Origin of the sequence: Parabacteroides goldsteinii, from assembly GCF_020091425.1 — a bacterium.
GTDB classification, from domain to species: Bacteria; Bacteroidota; Bacteroidia; order Bacteroidales; family Tannerellaceae; genus Parabacteroides; species Parabacteroides goldsteinii.
This window is the reverse complement of sequence record NZ_CP081906.1, coordinates 6,043,035-6,062,739: the sequence shown is the minus strand read 5'-3', so window position 1 is coordinate 6,062,739 and position 19,705 is coordinate 6,043,035. Positions and strand designations below refer to the sequence as shown.

Below are 19,705 nucleotides of genomic sequence, written 5' to 3'. Positions count from 1 at the left end.
GGTAAAGTGCTTTGATACACTATATTTCTCATGCTGTCAAACAACTCTTATTTGTTTGCAAATATAATATTATTGCAGGTAATAATCAAAAATAACGAGGTTTATTTTCATTTTTACCTGCTGATATTTGTTCCGGATTATCAGATGCGATATATTTGTAATTAGGATTCGTACCGTGTTCCAAGCGGTTCATAAGTAACGACTTGCGGAGTTTTGGCAACAAGGGGATGCGGCTCCGTTTTATAGAAATGACTTATGCAAACCGACTTATCCATTTACAACAGTCTTCGCCCTTCCTTTATAGAAGGCGTTCACGCCGTGAAGTTCAATGCTTTGTCGGCGGTCATATCGCGTTACCGGGATTATGCCCGCAGTTCCGAACAAATAAAAGCGTACTCGGGAGATTCTCTGCTGATGCGGGACATCGCCTCCTTGCTTGACGAAGCACCCCGTCCCATAACGAGGGAATACCAGGATTTCACCCCGTTCCTGCTTCTTCTGATGCTTTCGGAGGAATTTCATGTCGTCCATTACGTCGAGCGTCTTGTAACGTGGTATTTCGGCTACTGTTGTGTCGATGAACTGCGGACGGTTTGCACCATTCTGTCCGAGTGTTCCTACCCGCATCACGACACGCTGCGGCTGCGGTTCAAGAATTACCTGCGTGAAGCCCGTAAGACATTGGGTATGCCCGTTGAATGTAACGCTGCTGTCATGCTGAAAATGCTCGACGCCTCTTATGAACATCTCACTCCCGCCGATGTCGGGGAGTTCGAGGAGCTGTTGCACCTGGGGGACGATTACGAGTTCATCTCCCGTGTCAAATCGAATTATCTTGCCTCGGATAACGTCACGGAACTCGCCGGGGTTTGCGGGTATTCCAGCACGATTACCTTCCGCCGGCGTTTCCAGCGGGTTTTCGGCTGCTCGGCCTCCTCGTGGTTACGTCAGCGCCGTATCGAACGTATCGGGGAGTTGTTGCGGACGACACACTACACGTTGCAGGAAATAGCCTACATGTGCGGTTTCTCCGCCCAATCCCACTTTACGGACTTTTGCAAGCGGAATATGGGGAGCAATCCCACTTCCATCCGCCAGGAAGGTCGGATCTGACATTAAAATCGGCTCCGTGATAAAAAAACGAAGAGAAAGATAAAAATCGTAATCCGCCGGTTTTTCGATTCGCTAACTTTATACGCGAAAGTAACAAGACGGATTATGATTGCATTTATAGAAAAATTAAACAGCGAAGTCCTGCGGAGTATCGAACGTATCGAATCGCGGGATACCGACGTGTTGAAAAAGTCGCTTGAAGCGTCACGTGTCCTGGGAGAAGCGTTCGACCGTTTGAAACAATATATCATCGGCTACCGTTTTCAAAACGATGACGAGGAAATAAAGTTCTTCAAAGAAATCAAACCCCGTCTTTTTTGCCGTCTGATCTATTACCGCAAGCTCTACAATATCGAGATGAACCGTCCGGTAGGAAGTATCGAGGCACAACGGGAGTACCTGGACGCCCATGTTCGGGCCATCAACGCGTACACGCAGAAACGCCTCGACTTTATCCGCTATTTCCGCAGCGGCGCTACACACCTGGACAGCCTCTATTTCCTGCGCGGGCAGACCGACACGGAGCAATACCTGGAAACCTTCTACTATGAACTCGACCCGCAGTTTTCGACAAACGCGGATTTCAAGGTGGCGAAAATCCTGGCCAACGATATGTTGTCGGTTTATCTTATGGGCGAATTGGAATCACTGGAGAGCACGAACCTCCGGAACATGGTTCTGCCATTGCCTGACGTGCGTCCGACATGGCAGGACTCGAAGACGGATCTGACGGAACTTATTTACCTGCTCGACAGTAAAGGCTGTTTCGGCAATGTGCCACTCACGCAACTTGCCAGCTACATTTCCAACGCTTTCAACGTACACCTCGACATGAACCTTTCGAGGACATTCTGCGATATGAAAATCCGAAACAACCCGACACCGTGGCTTGACAAGGCGAAAGAGGCCCTGCTTAAACGTATGCAGACGTGGAAGCGAAACAAGAAAAACGGCAATTCCGAGTAGAACATGAACCGGTAAAGCACTCTATTTCTTATAGAAGCACTGATAATCAGCGTTGTATATAACAAAAGAACCGAGGTCGGTTTTCCCCCGTAACTCTCGAAAGGAACTTTCCCGAACGCCCGTATTTGCACCCGTATAAGGAGCCGATACGGGTGTTCCGTTGTAGCCCCGTCCGGATTAGAACACCGTTAAGCGTTGAATCACAGTATGCTATCGCATTTCTGCCAATAAAAATACCGAGTACGGGCCGCGGATTTCGGTAAAAAACACTGCCTTCTTCACCGCATGAACCGTTGAGAATCAGTTCACTGCAAATTATCAAAAAAAAGTCGTACCGACCTCGTTTTAAGCTGTCCATATAAGCCCGACCTTTGTAACAGACTAAAAAACAAAGGAGTATGAAAATCATAGTGATCGGTTCGCGAGCCTATAACGAGCTTGTCGGGCGTATAGAGAAAATAGAGGCTGCAATCGCCTCTCTCCCTGAAAAGGGGCGTGCATGGAATAAGGAGTATATAAACGACGAATGGATGGACGGCGAGCAGGTCTGCCGTTACCTGGGCATCAGCGGGCGTACCCTTCAACGCCTCCGCTCGGATCACGTGATCACCTATTCGGCCATCAACCGGAAGCTGTATTATTCCCTCACGGAAATCCGCCGTGTGCTGAAGGAGCGTTCCGTGCGGCGCAAAAACCGACCAAAGGAGTAGGCCATGTTTCTGGATAAGGAATATTTCGACGGATGGATGCAGCGGCTCTCGGAACGGCTGGAACGTATTGAGAAGCTGTGCGCGGGGGATGTGGAGCAACCGCTTTCCATCCTGCCTGACGGGGAGCGTCTTCTGGACAATTACGACCTGTGCCGTATGCTCAATATCAGCAAGCGCACACTCCAGCGTTACCGCACCTCGGGAGAGCTGCCTTACGAGATGATCTATCACAAGACCTTCTACCGGGAATCGGACGTCCTGCGGTTCATCGAGCGTAACTTCAGTAATTTCCGCAAGCTGAAAAAGGATCGTCCTGCCGGTTCCGGTTAGGCCCTGTCCCGAGAGTCCGGCGTCATGGAAAAACGCGGAGATACATGGAATAAGGCACGACAAGGCGGTACAACCGTTCGATATTTGCCGTAAAATCAGTATGTTTGCACTTGGAAGCCTATATAATAATGAACAATGAAAGAAACAGATAAAATATATCCTGCCGACAAAGGGGAGGAAGAGCTACTGCATAACGTGCGCCATATCTTGCAGGAAGCGCGCGCGAAGGTGATACATCATGTCAATTCGACCCTCGTGAGGGCTTACTGGCAGGTAGGGAAATATATAGTGGAGTACGAGCAGCAGGGAACCGGCCGTGCCGGATATGGCAAGGCTGTCATCAACACCCTTTCCAGGCGGCTCGTGGCGGAGTTCGGAAACGGGTTCACGGCCACCAACCTGCGGTACATGAGGCAGTTTTACCAGTGCTACCCGAAATATCACACGCTGTGTGATAAATTGAGCTGGTCGCATTGCCGCACGCTTCTCAAGGTGTCGGGCGATGCCGCCCGTGATTTTTACCTGCACGAGTGCGTCAAGGAAAACTGGAGTGTCCGGCAGCTCGACCGCCAAATCAACACGCTTTTCTATGACCGCCTGCTGGCCAGCCGAGACAAGAAAGCCGTGAAAGAGGAGATTTCCCGTACCGAACCCGGGCGTGTCGAACCCAAAGAGATCATCCGCGACCCGTATATCCTGGAGTTTCTCGGTATCCCCCAGGGAGAGCATTTTCTGGAAACCGATCTGGAGCAACTGCTCATCAGCCGCTTGCAGCGCTTGATGCTCGAACTCGGGAAAGGCTTCGCCTTCGTCGCGCGACAGAAGCGTATCTCCTTCGACGACAAGCATTTCTACATCGACCTGGTCTTTTACAATTACCTGGCCCGCTGTTTCGTTTTAATAGACCTTAAATCCGGGGAGCTGACCCATCAGGATTTGGGGCAGATGCAGATGTATGTCAATTACTACACCCGTGAGTTGATGAATCCCGGGGATAACCCTCCGGTGGGTATCGTCCTCTGCGCGGAGAAAAACGACGCGGTCGTCCGTTATACGCTGCCCGAAGATGAAAAGCAGGTCTTCGCCGCCCAGTACATGACCTATCTTCCCACGCAGGAGGAGCTGCAAACACTCTTGCAGGAAGTGTGACAACAACGCTCATGGGCATATGAAAAAAGCCGACGGAAATCTGTACTTCCGTCGGCTTTTCGCTTACATCTTAATCCCTTTCTTTGCGGGGCCGTTCTCCGGCGGGCTGCCCACGCCCGCGATCACGATGCGCCCCCCGGAGGCGTCGGCAATCTGCCGCAGCCGGGAAGGAATACGGGCCGCCGTGTTGTCTTCCTTCGGGAGCTCTTCCGCCGTGTCATGCCGTTCCCGGCACACGTCGTTATCCTCCTCCGCCTCCTTTCCCTCGCTCTCTTCTATCGGTTTGAGGCTTTGCTGTATCCTGCGGTCTATTTCCGTCAGGTCAGTTTTCAGGGCCGTCAGTTCGGGCTCCTTGCGCCAGGAACTTTCCACCACTTCCCGCAGGACGGGAATATCTTTCTCCAGTTCCTCGTTCTTTTTCCGGAATTTTTCCAGTGTCGGCTCGATGGTCGCGAGCGCGTGGATGAAGTTCATCGCCGCCAGTCGCGGGTCGGAGGCGATATTCCCGTAGTTATACTGGTATAGATAATCCCCTTCACCCCGGACATAAAAACGGTTCTGCACCAGGTCGAGCCCGTCTTTCCCGGTCGTTTCGCTCTGGACGAGCAGTTCGAACCCGTAGAGGCTCCCGATGGGTTCGAGCCTGTCGAGCGTGCGTGCCGTTTCGGCGATACGGTTGAGCTGTTTCCCGATGAGCTTGGGGTCGGAGGTTTCCAGCCCGTTCAGTTTCACGGGATTGCGGTACGAGCCGTCCTCGTTGAACTCGACGCGGGCCTTGAAGTGTTCCAGATCCTTGCCGATACGCCGTATCAGGTCGTTGTTCTTCTCTATCTTCTCCGTGATCTGCTCCAGCTTGTAGCGGCTCGATGATTTGCCGCGCACGAATGCCTGGCGTTCGCTTTCGAGCGTGGCGATCTTCTTCTCCAGGCGGGCCTTGTCCAGCAGGTCTGTATTTCCCGAGAGGACGGCTACATACTCGGAAAAATTCATGCCGCTTTTCTCGTCGATGGCCCCCTCGTCGATGGTACGGCTTCCCATGTTGTTGGTCTTGAGCTGGCGGATGAACAGTTGCTTGTTGTGCAACAGCCCGAACTTGTAGGCGTCGAGCGACTTCTCGACGGCGTATAATATCACGTCCACCTTGTTGTCGGCATGGAGTTTGGCGATCTCGTTCCCGGTGCGTATTCCCCGCCCGTCGCGCTGCTCCAGGTCGCTGGGACGCCAGGGGCAGTCCAGGTGGTGTATCGCCACGCAGCGTTTCTGCGCGTTCACTCCCGTCCCGAGCATCTCGGTCGATCCGAAGAGTACGCGGATTTTTCCGGCGTTCATACCGGCGATCATCTCCTTGCGCGCTTTTTCCGAGGTCGCCTCCTGGATGAACCGCACCTCGCTTTGGGGTATGCCGTAATCCTCCGCGAGTTTACGCCGTATCTCGGAATAGACGTTCCACCCCGCTCCGGGTTTGTAGGTTCCCAGGTCGGAGAATACGAACTGCGTACCTTTGTACGCCTCGAAACGGCGGTAGTAACCGGCAATCATACGGGCGCAGTGGCTCGCCTTGTTGTCCACGTGGTCGCTGTATAGTTCGGGGTCTATCATACGCATATCGAGCGACATCTTGCGGGCGTAGTCTGTGGCAATGAGCATTTTCGCCTTTTCCTCCCGCTCCGAGAGCGGTAGGCGGCCCAGGAGCGTGGCATCGCCCGATTTGGCGAACTGCACCAGCCGTTCTATGAACTCCGTCTGCTGGGGTGTCGGCGGGATATTGTGCAATATCTCGTTCTTTTGCGGTCGGTCGATCCCTATATCCTCCGCCGAGCGGTAATCTGTAATCTCGGAGTAGAACATGGCCAGTTCGGGAACCTTGATGAAATATCGGAACCGTTCTTTCTGCACGACCTCGTTGGTCACGGAAAACTCGTAGTCGATGGTTTTCTTGGCAAATATGGCCGCCCAGGCATCGAAGGTGCGGATATTCTGACGCTCCAGTTCCTTCGGGCGCAGGTACTTGAAAAGCAGGTACAGTTCCGTGAGCGAGTTGGAGATGGTCGTTCCCGAGAGGAACGTCGCCCCCAGGTCGCGGCCCGTGCGCTGCTGTATGGTACGCAGCGCGAAAAGCATGTTGAGCGCCCGCTGCGACCCCTCGGGATTTCCGAGGCCCGCCACCCGGTCATGCCGGGTCGTGAAAGTCAGGTTCTTGAATTTGTGGCTCTCGTCCACGTAGAGGTGGTCGATACCCATGAGGCGGAAGTCCACGGCGTCGTCCTTGCGTGTTTCCAGCGCGTGCGCCACCTTCTGCAACTTGGCTTCCAGGTTGGCCTTGCGTTTCTGACACCCTTTCATCATGGCGCGGGAAACGTCCCTGCCTTGTGCTTTGAGCACTTCGAGGTTCTCCTCCACACAGTCCAGCTCGGCCTGCAATATCTCCTGCTGTATCTCCGGGGACTGGGGTATCATGCCGAACTGTTCGTGCGAGAGGATCACGACGTCCCAGTCGTTGTTGCGTATCTCCCGGAAGATGCGCTCACGCTTCCGGGGCGTGAAATCCTCCTTGCCCGGGTAGAGGACTTTGGCCATCGGGTAAGCGGTGCAGAACGTCCGGGCTATTTCATGGATGTTGGCTTTCAGCCCGATAATCATGGGTTTATTGGCCAGCCCGAGGCGTTTCTTCTCGTAGGCCCCGCAGCACATGATAAGGGTCTTTCCGCCGCCCACCTCGTGGTCGATTATCCCGCCGCCGAGCAGTTTGTCCATCCATATCGCGTCCTTCTGGCTGTCATACAGTTTGTCGATTCCCAGCCCCTTGAGGTCGAGGTCGGGGAATTCCTGGTGCGTCCCGTCGTACTTCGGGCGCACGTAACAGTTGAAAGTACGGTTATAGAGGTCTGTCAGGCGGTCTTTGAAGTCGGACGACTGCTCGCGCAGCCATTCGGGGAAAGCACCCCGGATCTCGTCTATCTTGCTGTTGGCGAGCTGTATGGCCTCCCCGTCACGCACTTTGACCTCCCGCCGTTCTCCGTCCACCCATTTGAGGACGGTCTTGGTGATGTCGGGCGAAGTGTTTTGCAGGGCGTGTTTCAAAAGGTGCAGGCCGTTGTACTTACGGGTCTGCGCGCTGACGGCATACTGCTCCGTGATCTTCACGTTCGTCGCTTCCGCCTTCACGCCGTACTCGTCTAGGTTGGAGGCGAAGGTGATCTTCACCTCCGTATCGAAGAGCGAGGAGGCGAAACGCTCGTAAACACCTTTTGGAATCCACCGTTCGCCCAGGTTGAAATCCAGGTCGTCGAAAGCGATGGGTTTGGGCGTCGCCTCGCGCAGAGCCTCCAGCGATTCCCGGGCCGGGGCGTGGTCGGGATTCTCCCGCAGGAACGCCTCGATCCGTTCGGCTTTCCCGATGACATTGCCGGCGATGAACTTGTCGGCAACCTCGTAGCCGTCCGTTTCCGGGTTGTAATAGATACGTCCTTTCAGTTCCCCGAGTATTCCCTCCACGGTAGTTCCCGTGAGCGAGGCCATGTAGTGCGGTTCCACCCGGCCGTACTTGTTCAGGCTGGCCACAAGGGCCTCCGAAGCGTCGTCGGCGTGCGTGATCTCATCGGGATTGAAGGCCACGGGACGCTCGAAGATGTCGGCTTTGCGTGCCTTGCCGTCGATGTAACGCTCCAGCGACAGAATCTCCGTCCCCCGCGCGTCCATCTTGATCAGGTCGAGGTTGCGTTTGTCATTGAGCCGTCCGAAGCGTTCGGTGAAATTGTCGTAAAGCCGGTTGAGCATCTCCCGCAGGGCGGGGTTCGCCGTCAGCGTTTCCGCCTCGTTGTTATAAAGGTGGTAATAGGCATCGCGTATCTCGATATACATGGAGGCTTTCGTCCGTTGTGCAGGCGTGAGTTCCAGCGGGTGGAACATGGGTTGCAGGGATTCAGTCTCCCGCAGGTAGCCGACCCGGTTTTGTCCGTCCGTGACGAGTGTTCCCTCGCGGAAATAGGGGGCGACCTCCCCCTCGAACGGTCGGGGTTTCATATCCGCCTCCCGTATCTGCGGCATTTCTTTACCGGGTTCTTCCTCCTCTGGATTGTCCGGCGTGTCGAACAGGCCGCCCGTTCTCGGCGTACCGGCGGCTTGTTTCCGTTTGCCTTTCGGGGCTTCCGTCGGGGGGCGTACCGCCTGCCGTTCCCGCTGTTCCGGGGTTTCCTGCTGCCGGGCGCTTTGTCGGCGCAATTCCGCCCTCCGTTCCGGGGTAAGCGACATCATCATCTCGTAAAAGCCGTTGATCGGCGGGTTGTCCTCCCAGTTCAGGGAGGCATACAAGTCTTCGGGATCACGCTCCGGTGGCGTCGTTTTCGGCATTTCGCTCTTCTGTTCCTCCGGAGAGGAGGCCGGGGCGAATAATGAGGGTTGTCGGGGCGTCTTCCGCTTTGCTCCCCGGCGGCTGTTCCTTTTCTTGGATATACCGAGTTCTGCCTGCCGCCGCTCCTCGGCGCTGAAGCCGAACAGATCGTAGAGCGTCAGCAACGGTTCCTGCTGCACATTTACCGGTTCGGCAGCTTGGGTGGCAGGTACGGGAGCCGCCGTTTCCACCGTGTCGAAAAGCGACCCGGCGAAGCCCTCCCGCGGTTTCGGTTCCGTTATTCCGCCCACGTGCTGCACGGGAGTATCTGCCATGCCGAAATCTTCGGGTTTCGGCGGGTGCTGCTCCCACAAGCGATTCTCCCGCTCTTTCGACCAGGCCCCGAAGTCGGCCAGATCCTCCCCGGTCGGTTCTCCGGCGGGTGTGGCAGCAGAATCCGGTAACACTTGTCCGGGTTTGTTTTCGATTCGGGTAATCTCCCCGGTTTCGGTATCGACATGGTAGCCCTGTGCCGCCATTTCGGCGACGACGCGGCGTTTTTCCTCCTCTTCCCGCTGCTGCTGAAGGTTACGGGCATCGGCGATAATCTCCTTGACGATTTCTCCGGCAAGGCGGGGCTCGTGTCTTTCGGCACGCTGGCGTTCCGCCTGACGGGGACGGGACAATTCCCGCTCCGGTGTACCGGGTGTCTGTTCCGGAGCATGTTCCAGGCAATAACTCTCGTTGAAATGCCGGTTGAAATCCTCCGAGAGCATACGCCGCATCTCCCGGTCGATGCCGTCCACGCCCTCCGCGTGGGTGAACTCCATCGCCGGTTTGCCGTAGGGGTCTTTGCCTACTTTGGCCTCGGTATGGATCACCCTGTCGAACGACTGGAAAAGGTTGTTTATCCGGATGCCGTTCGACAGCTTGCGGGATTCGATGAAATCCCGCTGCCGTTCGGACAGTTCCCCCGTGGCGGCTTTCTTTTGCAGGATAACCAGGTCGCTGCCGACCTCCGTCCCCGCGTGTTCTGTAAAGAGGTTGTTCGGCAGCCGGATGGCCGATACGGGCTCGCAGCGGTTCATCAGCCACTCGCGCACGGGGCGTCCCTGCTCGGCGTTCAATACTCCCTGCGAGGTGATGAATGCCACCAGGCCGCCCTCGCGTACCATATCGACGGACTTCATGAAAAAATAGTTGTGCAGCGCCCGTGTGCCTTGCCGCCGCACGGGGTCGGTATGGGTGGAGAAGAACGGGTCGAAGAGCGCCACGTCCCCGAAAGGGATGTTGCTCACGGCCACGTCGTAGTAACCGGCGTATTTGGGTTCGATGCGCTCGAATCCCTGTACCCGCACCCGTTTTTCGGGGTGCAGGTGCTTCAGGATCAACCCCGTGGCGGGGTCTTTCTCGAAGCAGGTGATCTCCGCATAGGGGGCGTGGAAATCCACGGCACTGACGAAAACCCCCGTTCCCGCACTGGGGTCAAGAATACGTTTGGGGACGATCCGCGTGTCCCATATCGCCTCCACGATGGCGTCTGCCACTTTCGGGGGCGTGTAAAAAGCCGTCAGGACGGAGTTCTTGATCCCGTCCATGTAGCGCTTGTATTCCCGTTCGTCGGGGGTGTTCGCCCTGATGACCTCGTGCAACTCGGCCACGAGCGTTGCCATGCCGTCCTTGTCCGGTTTCCCGGTGGGGTTTTCCAGCACTTCCTTGATGGCGCCGAAGCCGCTGTATGCGCCGAGTGTCCTTTCTTCTTCGGGAGTCGGCGCCCGCCGTTCCCTGTCGAGCGTGAAGGCCGTCTTCAGCGCGTCGATATTCTGGCGGAGGTGGGTTTTCTTATTGAATGCCATCTTCGAGAAGTATTTGGACGGTTCCCGTCAGTTCGGTATAGAACAGTTCGTAGTCGGGCGTGTCGGCGAAGTCGTCCGTGAGGTCGTACTTCTCCAGCACCCCGCGGCAGAGGGGCAGCAGGCGTAGAGCCGCCTGCCGGGCGGTATCCTCGGGAATCTCCGCCTCGAATTCCCTCCAGAGGATGTTTACCAGCGTGTTGTAGGGTGAAAAGTGCAGTCCGCGGCAGAGTTCCTCGCGGGCAATTTCTTCGGCCTCGATGTGGTTGCAGCCCGAACGGATCGCCTCGCTGTACGCTTGGGCGGCGCTGTCGGCCCGCTCGGCGATGAACTCACTTTCGGCGATGAGTTCCGGGTGGCTGTCCTTGAGGTAGGATAGTAACGAAAGTCCGTAATAGGACAATTCCCCCGTGGGGGTATGGTGTTGCTTGTCTGGCATGATAAGAATTTTTAGTGGTCGTTGATAATCGGGGAAGAGAAAGGCGCCCCGGGTTCCCACCCGAAGCGCCGACCACTGAAAAAATCCTTATCAAACAAGCGTATCTCGTTATGACAGGTCTTTTCCAGTGGCAAAGGTAACGATTATTTCCGTTTGTTCCTCTTTCCCTGCCTGGGAGTATCGCGCGGTTCGAAAACGAACGAGGTCTTGAACTGGTCATCGAGCGTGAGGGCCGCGTCGAACGTTCCGCCGCCGTTTTTGACGAATCCCCGGATCGTGCCGGTTTTGCCTTTGGTCAGCAGTTCCGCGAGCTGCTTGTCGGTCAGCTCCTTGCGGCCCACGGTTCTCCATACGGTCAGGCCGCAATCGGGATTCTGACACTTGGCGAGTTTGGGATAGAACACCACGGGCCTGCCGCAACGCGGGCAGGCTGTGTCACTCTCCGCGCCGTCGATTCTTGCTTCCAGCAGTTCTTTGGCGATTTGCGAGGTGAAGACCTCGATACCGCGATGGAACGTCGGGGCGTCCATCTCCCCGGTGGCGATCTTCGAGAGGGCCAGTTCCCAGCCGCCCGTCATGGCGACATCGGCAATCTTCTTGTCCCTGACCACGGCATACACGGCCAGTCCCTTGTCCGTGGGTACAAGCGACTTTTTCTCTCGCCTGACATACTCGCGGGCAAAGAGCGTTTCGATGATGGCGGCACGGGTGGCGGGCGTGCCGATGCCGGCATCTTTCATCGCCTCGCGTTCGGCCTCGTCGGACAGTTCGCGTCCGGCGGTTTCCATCGCCGCCAGCAGGCTCGATTCCGTGTGAAGGGGGCGCGGCCGGGTCTGTTTCTGTTCCGTGCCGCATCCTTTGACGGGCAGCTCGTCGCCTTGCACGATGTCGGGAAGGAGGGTCATGTCCTCCTCTTTCTCTTCGACAGGTTCATTCAGGACGGCCCGCCAGCCCGTCTCGACCATGATACTGCCGCGGGCCGTGAAATCATGTCCCGCGCTTTGCAGGGTAAGGAAAGTGTTTTCTTTCACGCAGGCCCCGGAAAAGGTTTCGAGCATCCGCCCCGCGACCATCTCATAGACGATGCGGTGGTCGGCATCCAGTTCGGAGGGGAGGTTCTCGGTGGGAAGCAGCGCGTGGTGGTCGGCGATCTTTTCGTTGTCCACGCTTCGGCGGGAGAGAGATGCGGTATCCATCCTGCCCGCGTATTCCGCGAAACGGGGATAGCGTGTCATGTTCCCGATGAGTGCCGGAATCTCCTCGGCCACATCTTCCGATATATAGCGTGAGCCGGTACGGGGATAAGTGATGAACTTCTTCTCGTAAAGCGACTGGGCGATGTCGAGCGTTTTTTCTGCCGAAAAACCATACCGGCTGTTGGCCTCTTTTTGGAGTGTCGTCAGGTCGTACAAGAGAGGCGGCTGTTCCCTGGCCTCCTTGCGCTCCACGTTCACGACGCGTACCGTTCGGACGCCGATAACCTCGGCGCGGGCTGCTTCCGCCTTCTCCCTGCCGTCGAATTTCTCCGTGGAGAGGACGGTGAACTCCGTGCCCTCCTTTGCCGTGGAGAGCTTCAGCCGGAAATAGGTGGCGGGCTTGAACGCCTTGTTCTCCAGGTAACGGGAGCAGATGATCGCCAGCGTGGGGGTCTGCACCCGTCCGAGCGACCAGACGCCCCGCCCGGCAGCCACGGCAAGCGCTTGCGAGGCGTTGATACCGACGATCCAGTCGGCTTCGCTGCGGGCTTTGGCCGAGAGGTAAAGGTTGTCGTATTCGTTGCCGGGGCGGAGGTGTTGTAACCCCTCGCGGATGGCCCGGTCGGTCAGGCTGCTGATCCATAACCGCACGAAAGGGGTGCGGCATTCCAGGTAAGAGTAGATGTAGCGGAAGATCAGCTCCCCTTCACGCCCCGCGTCGGTCGCGACGATGATGCGCTCGGCCATGCCGAACAATTCCCGGAGAATACCGAGCTGCTTCACGACACCCGGGTCGGCCTTATACTCTTTACCCTCCCGAACCTGCCGGGGCAGGAGGATGAACGATGATGGCAGGATAGGCAGGTTTTCCCGGCGGAAACCCGCGATGCCGTACTGTTGGGGCATTGCCAGCCCGACCAGGTGGCCGAAGGCCCAGGTTACGGCGTAGCCGTTTCCCTCGATAAAACCGTCTTTACGGTTCGTGGCTCCCACGATGGCGGCGATCTCACGCGCCACCGAGGGCTTTTCTGCGATAATTACTTGCATGATGATTCGGATTTTTCAGTGGTTGTTTTCTTGTAGTTCTTCTTCTTTCTCTTTTTCCGGACGGGCGATCAGCCGGCGGTCGTAATAGACATGGTTGCCGTTCCCGTCGTAATACTGCCGTCCGTCGTCCGCCTCCTCCGGGGGGCTGCGTTTACCCGGCCGGAGGTACAAGGCGGCCAGCGCCGCGATCAGGAGCGGCATGGCTCCGGCCTGCATGTAGAACCATTTCATACGTTATACCTTGACACCTTTGGAGTTGCTCTTTTTGCTGCTGCGGTAATTTTTCTTCTGCGTCGGGGTGGCTTCCTGCTGTCCCTGCTTGAGCGGCTCTTTCACACCTTTGACCGCTTCGACGGTCTTGCCCTCGGAATTGACGGCGACCTGGGTACGGCTTTCAACGGCGGGTTTGACCTCCGCTCCCTGCCGTTTCGCACGGTCGGGATTCCAGCGGAAGAAGTCCATCTTGTTACGCTCGAAGTTGGGCTTGACCCAGGCGTTGAACGGCTCACCCTGCCCGTCCTTGACCATGCCCTTGATGTAGAAAGCCTTGACATCCGCCCGCTTGGAGGGATCATTCACCGCTTCCGTCCACTGGTCATAAGCCTCTTTGGGCACGGAGGCTTTGAGGATTGTCCGGTGAATCGTGAGCGTGGGCTGTCGTTCGGAGGCCGTAGTTTCCTGCCGTCCGTTTTTCTCGGCGGCCTTCTGACGGTAAATCTCCTTGTTCTCCTGGGCGTAGCGGTTGCGATCCAAACCGTCGTAGGTAAAGGAATAGTTACGTTCGGCCGCGTCGATTTGGATATAGGCATCCCGCTTATAACCCGCGCGGGTGGTATATCCTTCGAGCAACACCTTGCCGCCGCCGTAGAAATCCATCTGCTTGCCTTCCGAGAGGTCGGCCTCCTTGATGCGGGCACGTTTTTCGAGTAACGAAACGGGCATGGGTTCCAGCGTGTTCGTCCATTTGTCTATCGACACGTAGCAGGGCGTGAGCTTGCCCGGCTCCAGCTCCAGGTCGATCACTTTCCCGGCGTGGCGGGTGTTCATCAGGTTCGTTTTCGCCTCCTCGTCGAGCAGCACCCCGTGGAAGGGGGCGTCGAGGTCGGGTCGTTCCTGCCAGTAATGCGGCACGACGCGCAGCGAGCCGTCCGCCTGCTCTTCGAGCGACACGCGCCCTTTGGTGGAAACACGCATCCCGTTCTCCAGTTCGGGGTTCATCTCCACCAGCCCGTTGGATTTATGTCCGTAAGACATGGCTTTCAGGTGCGGCTCGATGTCCTCCATGCGGATACCTTTCTTCTCCATATCCGCCAGGTCTATCTTCGTGACGTCCAGCGGCTCGAACTGCCGCTGCTCCTGCGTCTGGAGCCGTTCGGAGGGGTCGATACGGTAATTTTCCAGAATCTCCGGGTCGAAGTCGATGCGGATAAGTTTGTTCAGGGCATTCTCCGTCATGACGAAGATACCCGTGTGGACGGGGTTCTGGGCCTGTTCCATGAACTTTTTGAAGAAGGCTTCGAGGGCTGAATCCTGCGTGTTCACGTTCAGCAGGCTCGCCACGTTCTGATCCGTGGGGTCGGCGGTCTGGATATTGCCGTCCTGATCCACGCCGGTAACGGCTTGTAGTCGTCCGTCGTCGGCATTCTGAACGAGCATGACTTGTTTAGCGTCGTTCTTTACGTTTTCGTCCATAATTACGAGTGTTTTTAGTTAGCACCAATAGCGATGCGGGAACGAAAGTAAGGGGAACCGGCTGAACGTAAAAGAGTTGGAAAGGCTATGGAAGCATCGGGCACAGAAGTGGCCGCTTGTGGCGCAGGGCAGAGGAAATCGGAGAAACGGAGTGCCGGGAAGGACGGATTTGGCAGAGGGTATTTTCGTGGCTCCTCACCTTATTTGTCAGGTAGTCGGGATCTATTGTTAAATGTCAATAAAGCGCATGGATAACCCGTGTTTTTTTATAAATTTGCGAAAACGGGTTTCAATATCCGACAAAACGTGAGGCATGGAAATATATACCCCAAAAACCAAGATCAAACTTTCTCCGGTGATAAGAAACGGGAGAGAATTTGTCGAAGTGACTTTCGGTAATGACAATGACATCCGCTTGTCGCTGTCGAAGGAAGAAAACGTACTGCTTGTCGGCGGCAGGGCTTATCTGCCGGCAGAAGATTTCGTGCTTGCCGAGTTCTTCGACCGCTATGTAAAAATGGCGTTTATAGACTATTCTGCCATCAAGGAAACCGCACCCCGTAAAGAGGAAGACAAACGGCCGCCACTGCCGGAAGGCTATCTGGAAAAACTTCAGCAAGTGCGTTACAGTGACCATACCGTAAGGGTATATACCTCCTATTTCCGCGATTTCCAACAGCATTTCGAGGGGCGTAAGATTGAAACGGTTACTCCCGGCGAGATAAACGACTACCTGCTGTATCTCATCCACGAGAAAAACATATCCTCCTGCCAGCAAAACCAGCGTATCAACGCCATCAAGTTCTATTACGAGAAAGTTCTCGGTCAGGAACGGCGGTGTTACAAGGTGAACCGTGCCAAACGGGAGAAGACGCTGCCCGACGTGTTGAGCAAGGAGGAAATAAAGAAAATACTCGACGTGACGGTGACAGACCTGCGTTTCTTCTGTATGTTCTCCATACTCTATTCCGCAGGGTTGCGCATCAGCGAACTGCTGGAACTGAAACCCGGCGACATCAACGAATCCCGCTCCCTGATACGGGTGCGGCAGGGTAAAGGGAAAAAAGACCGCTACACCCTGCTGTCAAGACCGTTGATGAAAAAGCTGACGGAATATAACAGACTATACAAACCGAAAGTGTGGCTTTTTGAACACAGACCGGGAGAACCTTTCACCGAGAGTATCGTGTCGAAACGGCTGAAGGCAGCGGCCCGGGAAGCGGGAATCACGAAACGGATTTATCCGCACCTGCTGCGCCATTCGTTCGCCACTCACCTGCTGGAGCAGGGAACCGACATCAAGATAGTGAAAGAGCTTATGGGACATAACAATATCAAGACGACAGAAAGGTATGTCCACATAGCCGACACTTTCAAAAGCAATATCAAAAGCCCGTTGGACGATCTGTTGATGGAGGAAGACGAGGTCTGATACTTAAAGAAAATAACAGCCAAATCGGCTGATAGTATAACATTATTCTTCAAAAGAATTGGATATGAATAAAGGAAATACCATAGAAGATTTTTTTTGTAAGCAATTCATTAAGTCTGGTTATCAAGACCGTTTCTTTTTTGAACTGTCATCAAACAAAAAAAGAGTAAAAGCTATTAGTCGAATTTGTCATAATATGATGGATATTATAAATGAGAATAAGATTGTCGAGGTCTATAATTCTACGGATTTAATCCATTTGACAGATAGACTTCGTGAATTATCTAAAGAGAAAGAAGGATATTGCATCGGTTTTTTTGAGCTGGATCAAAAATGGGCAGATATATCAGAGGCTATAAATGCAGGAATACAGTCGAATTTTGGCTTTGCCATAATATTGTCTGATGGAATTGCTTGTATATGTGAAGAAACCGGTATAACCAATAGAAGAGCTGTAATATTACACTCCATATCCAAATTGAAAGAATAACAAGCGGCTCAACCTCCCCTTAAAGGTCGGTTAGCTGCCAAACATTATAATAAATAAAAATCAAAGCATTATGGCAAAATATGAGTTGGGGGCAATTTATAAAATTAATGGTCGAAATGGTGAATTATATTATGTAAGACTTTTGACAAACGAATGTTATGGCGTTTTTTCATCATTAGAAGGCGAACTGAATGAAGAGACATTTGCCCAAACCCATTATCGTCTCTATTTTAGCTGTAACTCTTTTCCTATAAAACGAGGTATATGGGGAAAAGTCGTATCATCTCCAGACAGTACAGATATTGCACGGTGGCAACGCCCTCAATATTTAGCTAATTTTGCTAATTTCAACATGAAATTATTTCTTGATCAATGCAGAGTTTTTCATGAAGATGGGAACCTTTATCAATGTGAAAGTAAAGAGGAGTTTATTAGATTAGTAAAATCTGGTAAGATTTTATTTTGTTTTAATACTTATAAAATTATACCAGACTTTCTAATGAGGTATTACAAGGATTTCCCCAATAGCTATATTGTAAATAAAGATTTTATCCATAGTGGAACTTTAGAATACCAAAAAGAACAAACAAATGTATTAAAAGAATTAGGCTTTGATATTGGAAACTTATTATAACAAGCGGCTGAACATTCCTATAAAGGTTAGTTAGCCACCAAACATTATTCTTCAAAAGAATTGGATATGAATAAAGGAAATACCATAGAAGATTTTTTTTGTAAGCAATTCATTAAGTCTGGTTATCAAGACCGTTTCTTTTTTGAACTGTCATCAAACAAAAAAAGAGTAAAAGCTATTAGTCGAATTTGTCATAATATGATGGATATTATAAATGAGAATAAGATTGTCGAGGTCTATAATTCTACGGATTTAATCCATTTGACAGATAGACTTCGTGAATTATCTAAAGAGAAAGAAGGATATTGCATCGGTTTTTTTGAGCTGGATCAAAAATGGGCAGATATATCAGAGGCTATAAATGCAGGAATACAGTCGAATTTTGGCTTTGCCATAATATTGTCTGATGGAATTGCTTGTATATGTGAAGAAACCGGTATAACCAATAGAAGAGCTGTAATATTACACTCCATATCCAAATTGAAAGAATAACAAGCGGCTCAACCTCCCCTTAAAGGTCGGTTAGCTGCCAAACATTACCCACAAAAGAATAAAGAAAATGGAAACAGGAAAAGAATTGTTTGAATCAATAATGAACTCTTGCCCCAGAAAGAAGGTGGTGAGTTTGTGTAAGAAATTAATAAAGAAATGTTCTTTTAATAGTGGCGAGGATGCCCGAAATTTATGCAGCCTTGGCTATCGTCTTTTCATATATGGACATATTGATGAAGCTCTCGCAGTTTCTCGCTATACGCATAATGTTCCTTTTCCGGGTAGAGGAGTGTTTAACGTCTGGACTTTTATACTATGCCTATGGGGACTTGAGGTGTTTATCCTAAAAGCGCAAGGAAAATATGAAGAAGCTGATGTAAGAATAAAATCAATCGATCATATTCATGCACAACCGCTTGCTGACGAAAGCGCAGAAAAAAGTAGAAAAGACGCAGACGAATTGTATCTTACGTTTACTTATCCTGATGTATTGCGCCGTAAGAATATTGAAGAAGATTCACATTACGCTAATGAATGTCGTTTTACAGCCCTTTTCAAAATGATAGGATATGGCGCAACAGGGTTATATCCAAATCTATCAGCACATTGGGAAGAATTACAGCAGGACATAAATAACTATGTTTCCATTCTCTCAAAAGAAAAATGAATTACGAACTATATTAAAAAATGCGGAAAAAGAGTAATAATATCGGAGAATGGTTCCTACTAAGGTCTGTTGGAGACGAATCCGTCGATATACTCTTTATCGTGCGCGACAACAGCAAAAGCCTGCCTGATGAGCTTGTTTGCGACAGCGATCATAGCGAGTTTTCCCGATTTTCCGTTTTGCCTGAGCCTCGTATAGGTCTCTTTGCATTGGGCATTGAACCTACTGGCAGGCCAAGCGGCGATATAGAGAAGTCCTCTAGTGTATGCGTCTCCGTTTCGGTTGATATGCCCTTTGATGTTTACCGAAGTTCCGGACTGTTCGTAAGTGGGACAAATTCCGAGATACCGGGACACCTGCTTGGCATTTTGGAAGTAGGTAAAGCCTCCAGTAGTGATGATGAGCGCCGTGGCAAGCGTTATGCCTATCCCTTTGATGGTCGTCAGCAGCGCGAGTTGTCGGCTGAACTCCACTTCGACAAGATCCGTGAGTTCCGCCTGGAGCCTGTCACGCTTCTTTTCAAGGAACTTGATAGTTTCGTCTACGGTATGAGTTGCACCTTTGTCCGGGACAGGCAGACATGCAAGAGAGCCACGAAGGTTCGACATGGCGGTAATCTGCTTAGTAAGTTGGCGAATGACGGTTCTTTTCTGTCGGAGCCGCAGGATGGCCTCTCCCTGTACCTTGAAAGGACGCGGGTTCATCTTCTCTCCGTACAAGGTAATGAGTCGTGCATCGCTCTTATCGGTCTTGACCGTAGAGAGCAAGGCTTTGGCGAAGTTCTTTACCTTCAGCGGATTCTCCATGCTGACAGTAATTCCGGCGACATTGAGCATATACAGCAGCAAGGCGCTGTAATTCCCTGTCGCCTCCATAACACAGTGGATACTGCCGTCTTTGGGGAGAGTCCCGATAAACTGTCTGATACCAGCGGTCGTGTTGTTAAAAGTACGGATCTCCCCGCCTTTGTCGGAGGAGTAAGCTACCACGAATGTAGCCTTGCTCACGTCGATTCCAATGTACCTCATGGCCGTTCATTTTTTGGTTTTAACGACATCGCTTACATCTTGGTCCTTCATTGCGAATACGGGCTCAGACACCTTACGAACTATCCGGATTCTGATGTAAAGAGTATGGGGTCAGAACATAATTCCCGGTTTAGAAA

At 52.9% G+C, this 19,705-nt stretch carries 16 protein-coding genes; 10 read left to right on the top strand and 6 right to left on the bottom strand.

What is annotated here, in order from left to right; genetic code table 11:
* Nucleotides 1–255: 255 nt before the first annotated feature.
* The 5 genes from K6V26_RS28665 (at nucleotide 256) to K6V26_RS24885 (ending at nucleotide 4,268) form a co-directional block, all read left to right on the top strand.
* Nucleotides 256–1,113, top strand: a complete 858-nt coding sequence (locus K6V26_RS28665) for a helix-turn-helix transcriptional regulator (RefSeq protein ID WP_004294809.1) — start codon at nucleotides 256–258, stop codon at nucleotides 1,111–1,113.
* A gap of 105 nt (nucleotides 1,114–1,218) precedes the next feature.
* Entirely contained in the window at nucleotides 1,219–2,079 is an 861-nt protein-coding gene (locus tag K6V26_RS24900) for an RteC domain-containing protein (RefSeq protein ID WP_004295489.1), read from the top strand.
* A gap of 398 nt (nucleotides 2,080–2,477) precedes the next feature.
* Nucleotides 2,478–2,789 carry a helix-turn-helix domain-containing protein gene (locus K6V26_RS24895; protein WP_004303820.1) on the top strand — a complete coding sequence of 104 codons (312 nt, stop codon included), beginning with the start codon at nucleotides 2,478–2,480 and terminating at the stop codon, nucleotides 2,787–2,789.
* Nucleotides 2,790–2,792: 3 nt separating this feature from the next.
* Nucleotides 2,793–3,119 carry a helix-turn-helix domain-containing protein gene (locus K6V26_RS24890; RefSeq protein ID WP_004295487.1) on the top strand — a complete coding sequence of 109 codons (327 nt, stop codon included), beginning with the start codon at nucleotides 2,793–2,795 and terminating at the stop codon, nucleotides 3,117–3,119.
* A gap of 135 nt (nucleotides 3,120–3,254) precedes the next feature.
* Nucleotides 3,255–4,268 (top strand): PDDEXK nuclease domain-containing protein, encoded by a 1,014-nt coding sequence (locus tag K6V26_RS24885; RefSeq protein WP_004319206.1) that lies wholly within the window; start codon nucleotides 3,255–3,257, stop codon nucleotides 4,266–4,268.
* 63 nt (nucleotides 4,269–4,331) lie between these two features.
* Here the strand turns inward: K6V26_RS24885 and K6V26_RS24880 are convergent, their stop codons facing one another.
* The 5 genes from K6V26_RS24880 to K6V26_RS24860 form a co-directional block, all read right to left on the bottom strand.
* Entirely contained in the window at nucleotides 4,332–10,454 is a 6,123-nt protein-coding gene (locus K6V26_RS24880; RefSeq protein ID WP_004319204.1) for a helicase-related protein, read from the bottom strand.
* The gene (locus K6V26_RS24875; protein ID WP_004295482.1) at nucleotides 10,441–10,890 is read right to left on the bottom strand and encodes a DUF1896 family protein; all 450 of its coding nucleotides are present in this window, start codon (nucleotides 10,888–10,890) and stop codon (nucleotides 10,441–10,443) included. The genes K6V26_RS24880 and K6V26_RS24875 overlap by 14 nt, the downstream gene beginning before the upstream one ends.
* Nucleotides 10,891–11,033: 143 nt before the next feature.
* The gene (locus K6V26_RS24870; protein WP_004319201.1) at nucleotides 11,034–13,133 is read right to left on the bottom strand and encodes a type IA DNA topoisomerase; all 2,100 of its coding nucleotides are present in this window, start codon (nucleotides 13,131–13,133) and stop codon (nucleotides 11,034–11,036) included.
* Nucleotides 13,134–13,148: 15 nt separating this feature from the next.
* Complete coding sequence (locus tag K6V26_RS24865) at nucleotides 13,149–13,364, bottom strand: hypothetical protein (protein WP_004319199.1); 216 nt, start codon at nucleotides 13,362–13,364, stop codon at nucleotides 13,149–13,151.
* Between the two features lie 3 nt (nucleotides 13,365–13,367).
* The gene (locus K6V26_RS24860) at nucleotides 13,368–14,825 is read right to left on the bottom strand and encodes a DUF3945 domain-containing protein (protein ID WP_004295478.1); all 1,458 of its coding nucleotides are present in this window, start codon (nucleotides 14,823–14,825) and stop codon (nucleotides 13,368–13,370) included.
* A 313-nt stretch (nucleotides 14,826–15,138) separates the two neighbouring features.
* Here K6V26_RS24860 and K6V26_RS24855 point away from each other — a divergent pair, with 313 nt between their 5' ends.
* The 5 genes from K6V26_RS24855 to K6V26_RS24835 all read left to right on the top strand — a co-directional run bounded on the left by K6V26_RS24855 (nucleotide 15,139) and on the right by K6V26_RS24835 (nucleotide 18,540).
* Nucleotides 15,139–16,257, top strand: a complete 1,119-nt coding sequence (locus K6V26_RS24855; RefSeq protein ID WP_004319196.1) for a tyrosine-type recombinase/integrase — start codon at nucleotides 15,139–15,141, stop codon at nucleotides 16,255–16,257.
* Between the two features lie 64 nt (nucleotides 16,258–16,321).
* Nucleotides 16,322–16,747, top strand: coding sequence for a hypothetical protein (locus K6V26_RS24850; RefSeq protein ID WP_005681360.1), 426 nt, complete (start codon nucleotides 16,322–16,324; stop codon nucleotides 16,745–16,747).
* A 70-nt stretch (nucleotides 16,748–16,817) separates the two neighbouring features.
* Complete coding sequence (locus K6V26_RS24845; protein ID WP_004319187.1) at nucleotides 16,818–17,381, top strand: hypothetical protein; 564 nt, start codon at nucleotides 16,818–16,820, stop codon at nucleotides 17,379–17,381.
* A gap of 66 nt (nucleotides 17,382–17,447) precedes the next feature.
* Nucleotides 17,448–17,873 carry a hypothetical protein gene (locus tag K6V26_RS24840; protein WP_005681360.1) on the top strand — a complete coding sequence of 142 codons (426 nt, stop codon included), beginning with the start codon at nucleotides 17,448–17,450 and terminating at the stop codon, nucleotides 17,871–17,873.
* A gap of 67 nt (nucleotides 17,874–17,940) precedes the next feature.
* Nucleotides 17,941–18,540, top strand: a complete 600-nt coding sequence (locus tag K6V26_RS24835; RefSeq protein ID WP_004319195.1) for a DUF6707 family protein — start codon at nucleotides 17,941–17,943, stop codon at nucleotides 18,538–18,540.
* A gap of 59 nt (nucleotides 18,541–18,599) precedes the next feature.
* Here K6V26_RS24835 and K6V26_RS24830 read toward each other — a convergent pair whose 3' ends face one another.
* Nucleotides 18,600–19,568 (bottom strand): IS110 family RNA-guided transposase, encoded by a 969-nt coding sequence (locus tag K6V26_RS24830; protein ID WP_014774638.1) that lies wholly within the window; start codon nucleotides 19,566–19,568, stop codon nucleotides 18,600–18,602.
* Between the last annotated feature and the right edge of the window lie 137 nt (nucleotides 19,569–19,705).

Excerpts from the sequence above, each read along its gene's own strand:
- K6V26_RS28665 (WP_004294809.1), top strand. The coding sequence starts at position 256 with ATGCAAACCGACTTATCCATTTACAACAGTCTTCGCCCTTCCTTTATA.
- K6V26_RS24900 (WP_004295489.1), top strand. The coding sequence starts at position 1,219 with ATGATTGCATTTATAGAAAAATTAAACAGCGAAGTCCTGCGGAGTATC.
- K6V26_RS24895 (WP_004303820.1), top strand. The coding sequence starts at position 2,478 with ATGAAAATCATAGTGATCGGTTCGCGAGCCTATAACGAGCTTGTCGGG.
- K6V26_RS24890 (WP_004295487.1), top strand. The coding sequence starts at position 2,793 with ATGTTTCTGGATAAGGAATATTTCGACGGATGGATGCAGCGGCTCTCG.
- K6V26_RS24885 (WP_004319206.1), top strand. The coding sequence starts at position 3,255 with ATGAAAGAAACAGATAAAATATATCCTGCCGACAAAGGGGAGGAAGAG.
- K6V26_RS24880 (WP_004319204.1), bottom strand. The coding sequence starts at position 10,454 with ATGGCATTCAATAAGAAAACCCACCTCCGCCAGAATATCGACGCGCTG.
- K6V26_RS24875 (WP_004295482.1), bottom strand. The coding sequence starts at position 10,890 with ATGCCAGACAAGCAACACCATACCCCCACGGGGGAATTGTCCTATTAC.
- K6V26_RS24870 (WP_004319201.1), bottom strand. The coding sequence starts at position 13,133 with ATGCAAGTAATTATCGCAGAAAAGCCCTCGGTGGCGCGTGAGATCGCC.
- K6V26_RS24865 (WP_004319199.1), bottom strand. The coding sequence starts at position 13,364 with ATGAAATGGTTCTACATGCAGGCCGGAGCCATGCCGCTCCTGATCGCG.
- K6V26_RS24860 (WP_004295478.1), bottom strand. The coding sequence starts at position 14,825 with ATGGACGAAAACGTAAAGAACGACGCTAAACAAGTCATGCTCGTTCAG.
- K6V26_RS24855 (WP_004319196.1), top strand. The coding sequence starts at position 15,139 with ATGGAAATATATACCCCAAAAACCAAGATCAAACTTTCTCCGGTGATA.
- K6V26_RS24850 (WP_005681360.1), top strand. The coding sequence starts at position 16,322 with ATGAATAAAGGAAATACCATAGAAGATTTTTTTTGTAAGCAATTCATT.
- K6V26_RS24845 (WP_004319187.1), top strand. The coding sequence starts at position 16,818 with ATGGCAAAATATGAGTTGGGGGCAATTTATAAAATTAATGGTCGAAAT.
- K6V26_RS24840 (WP_005681360.1), top strand. The coding sequence starts at position 17,448 with ATGAATAAAGGAAATACCATAGAAGATTTTTTTTGTAAGCAATTCATT.
- K6V26_RS24835 (WP_004319195.1), top strand. The coding sequence starts at position 17,941 with ATGGAAACAGGAAAAGAATTGTTTGAATCAATAATGAACTCTTGCCCC.
- K6V26_RS24830 (WP_014774638.1), bottom strand. The coding sequence starts at position 19,568 with ATGAGGTACATTGGAATCGACGTGAGCAAGGCTACATTCGTGGTAGCT.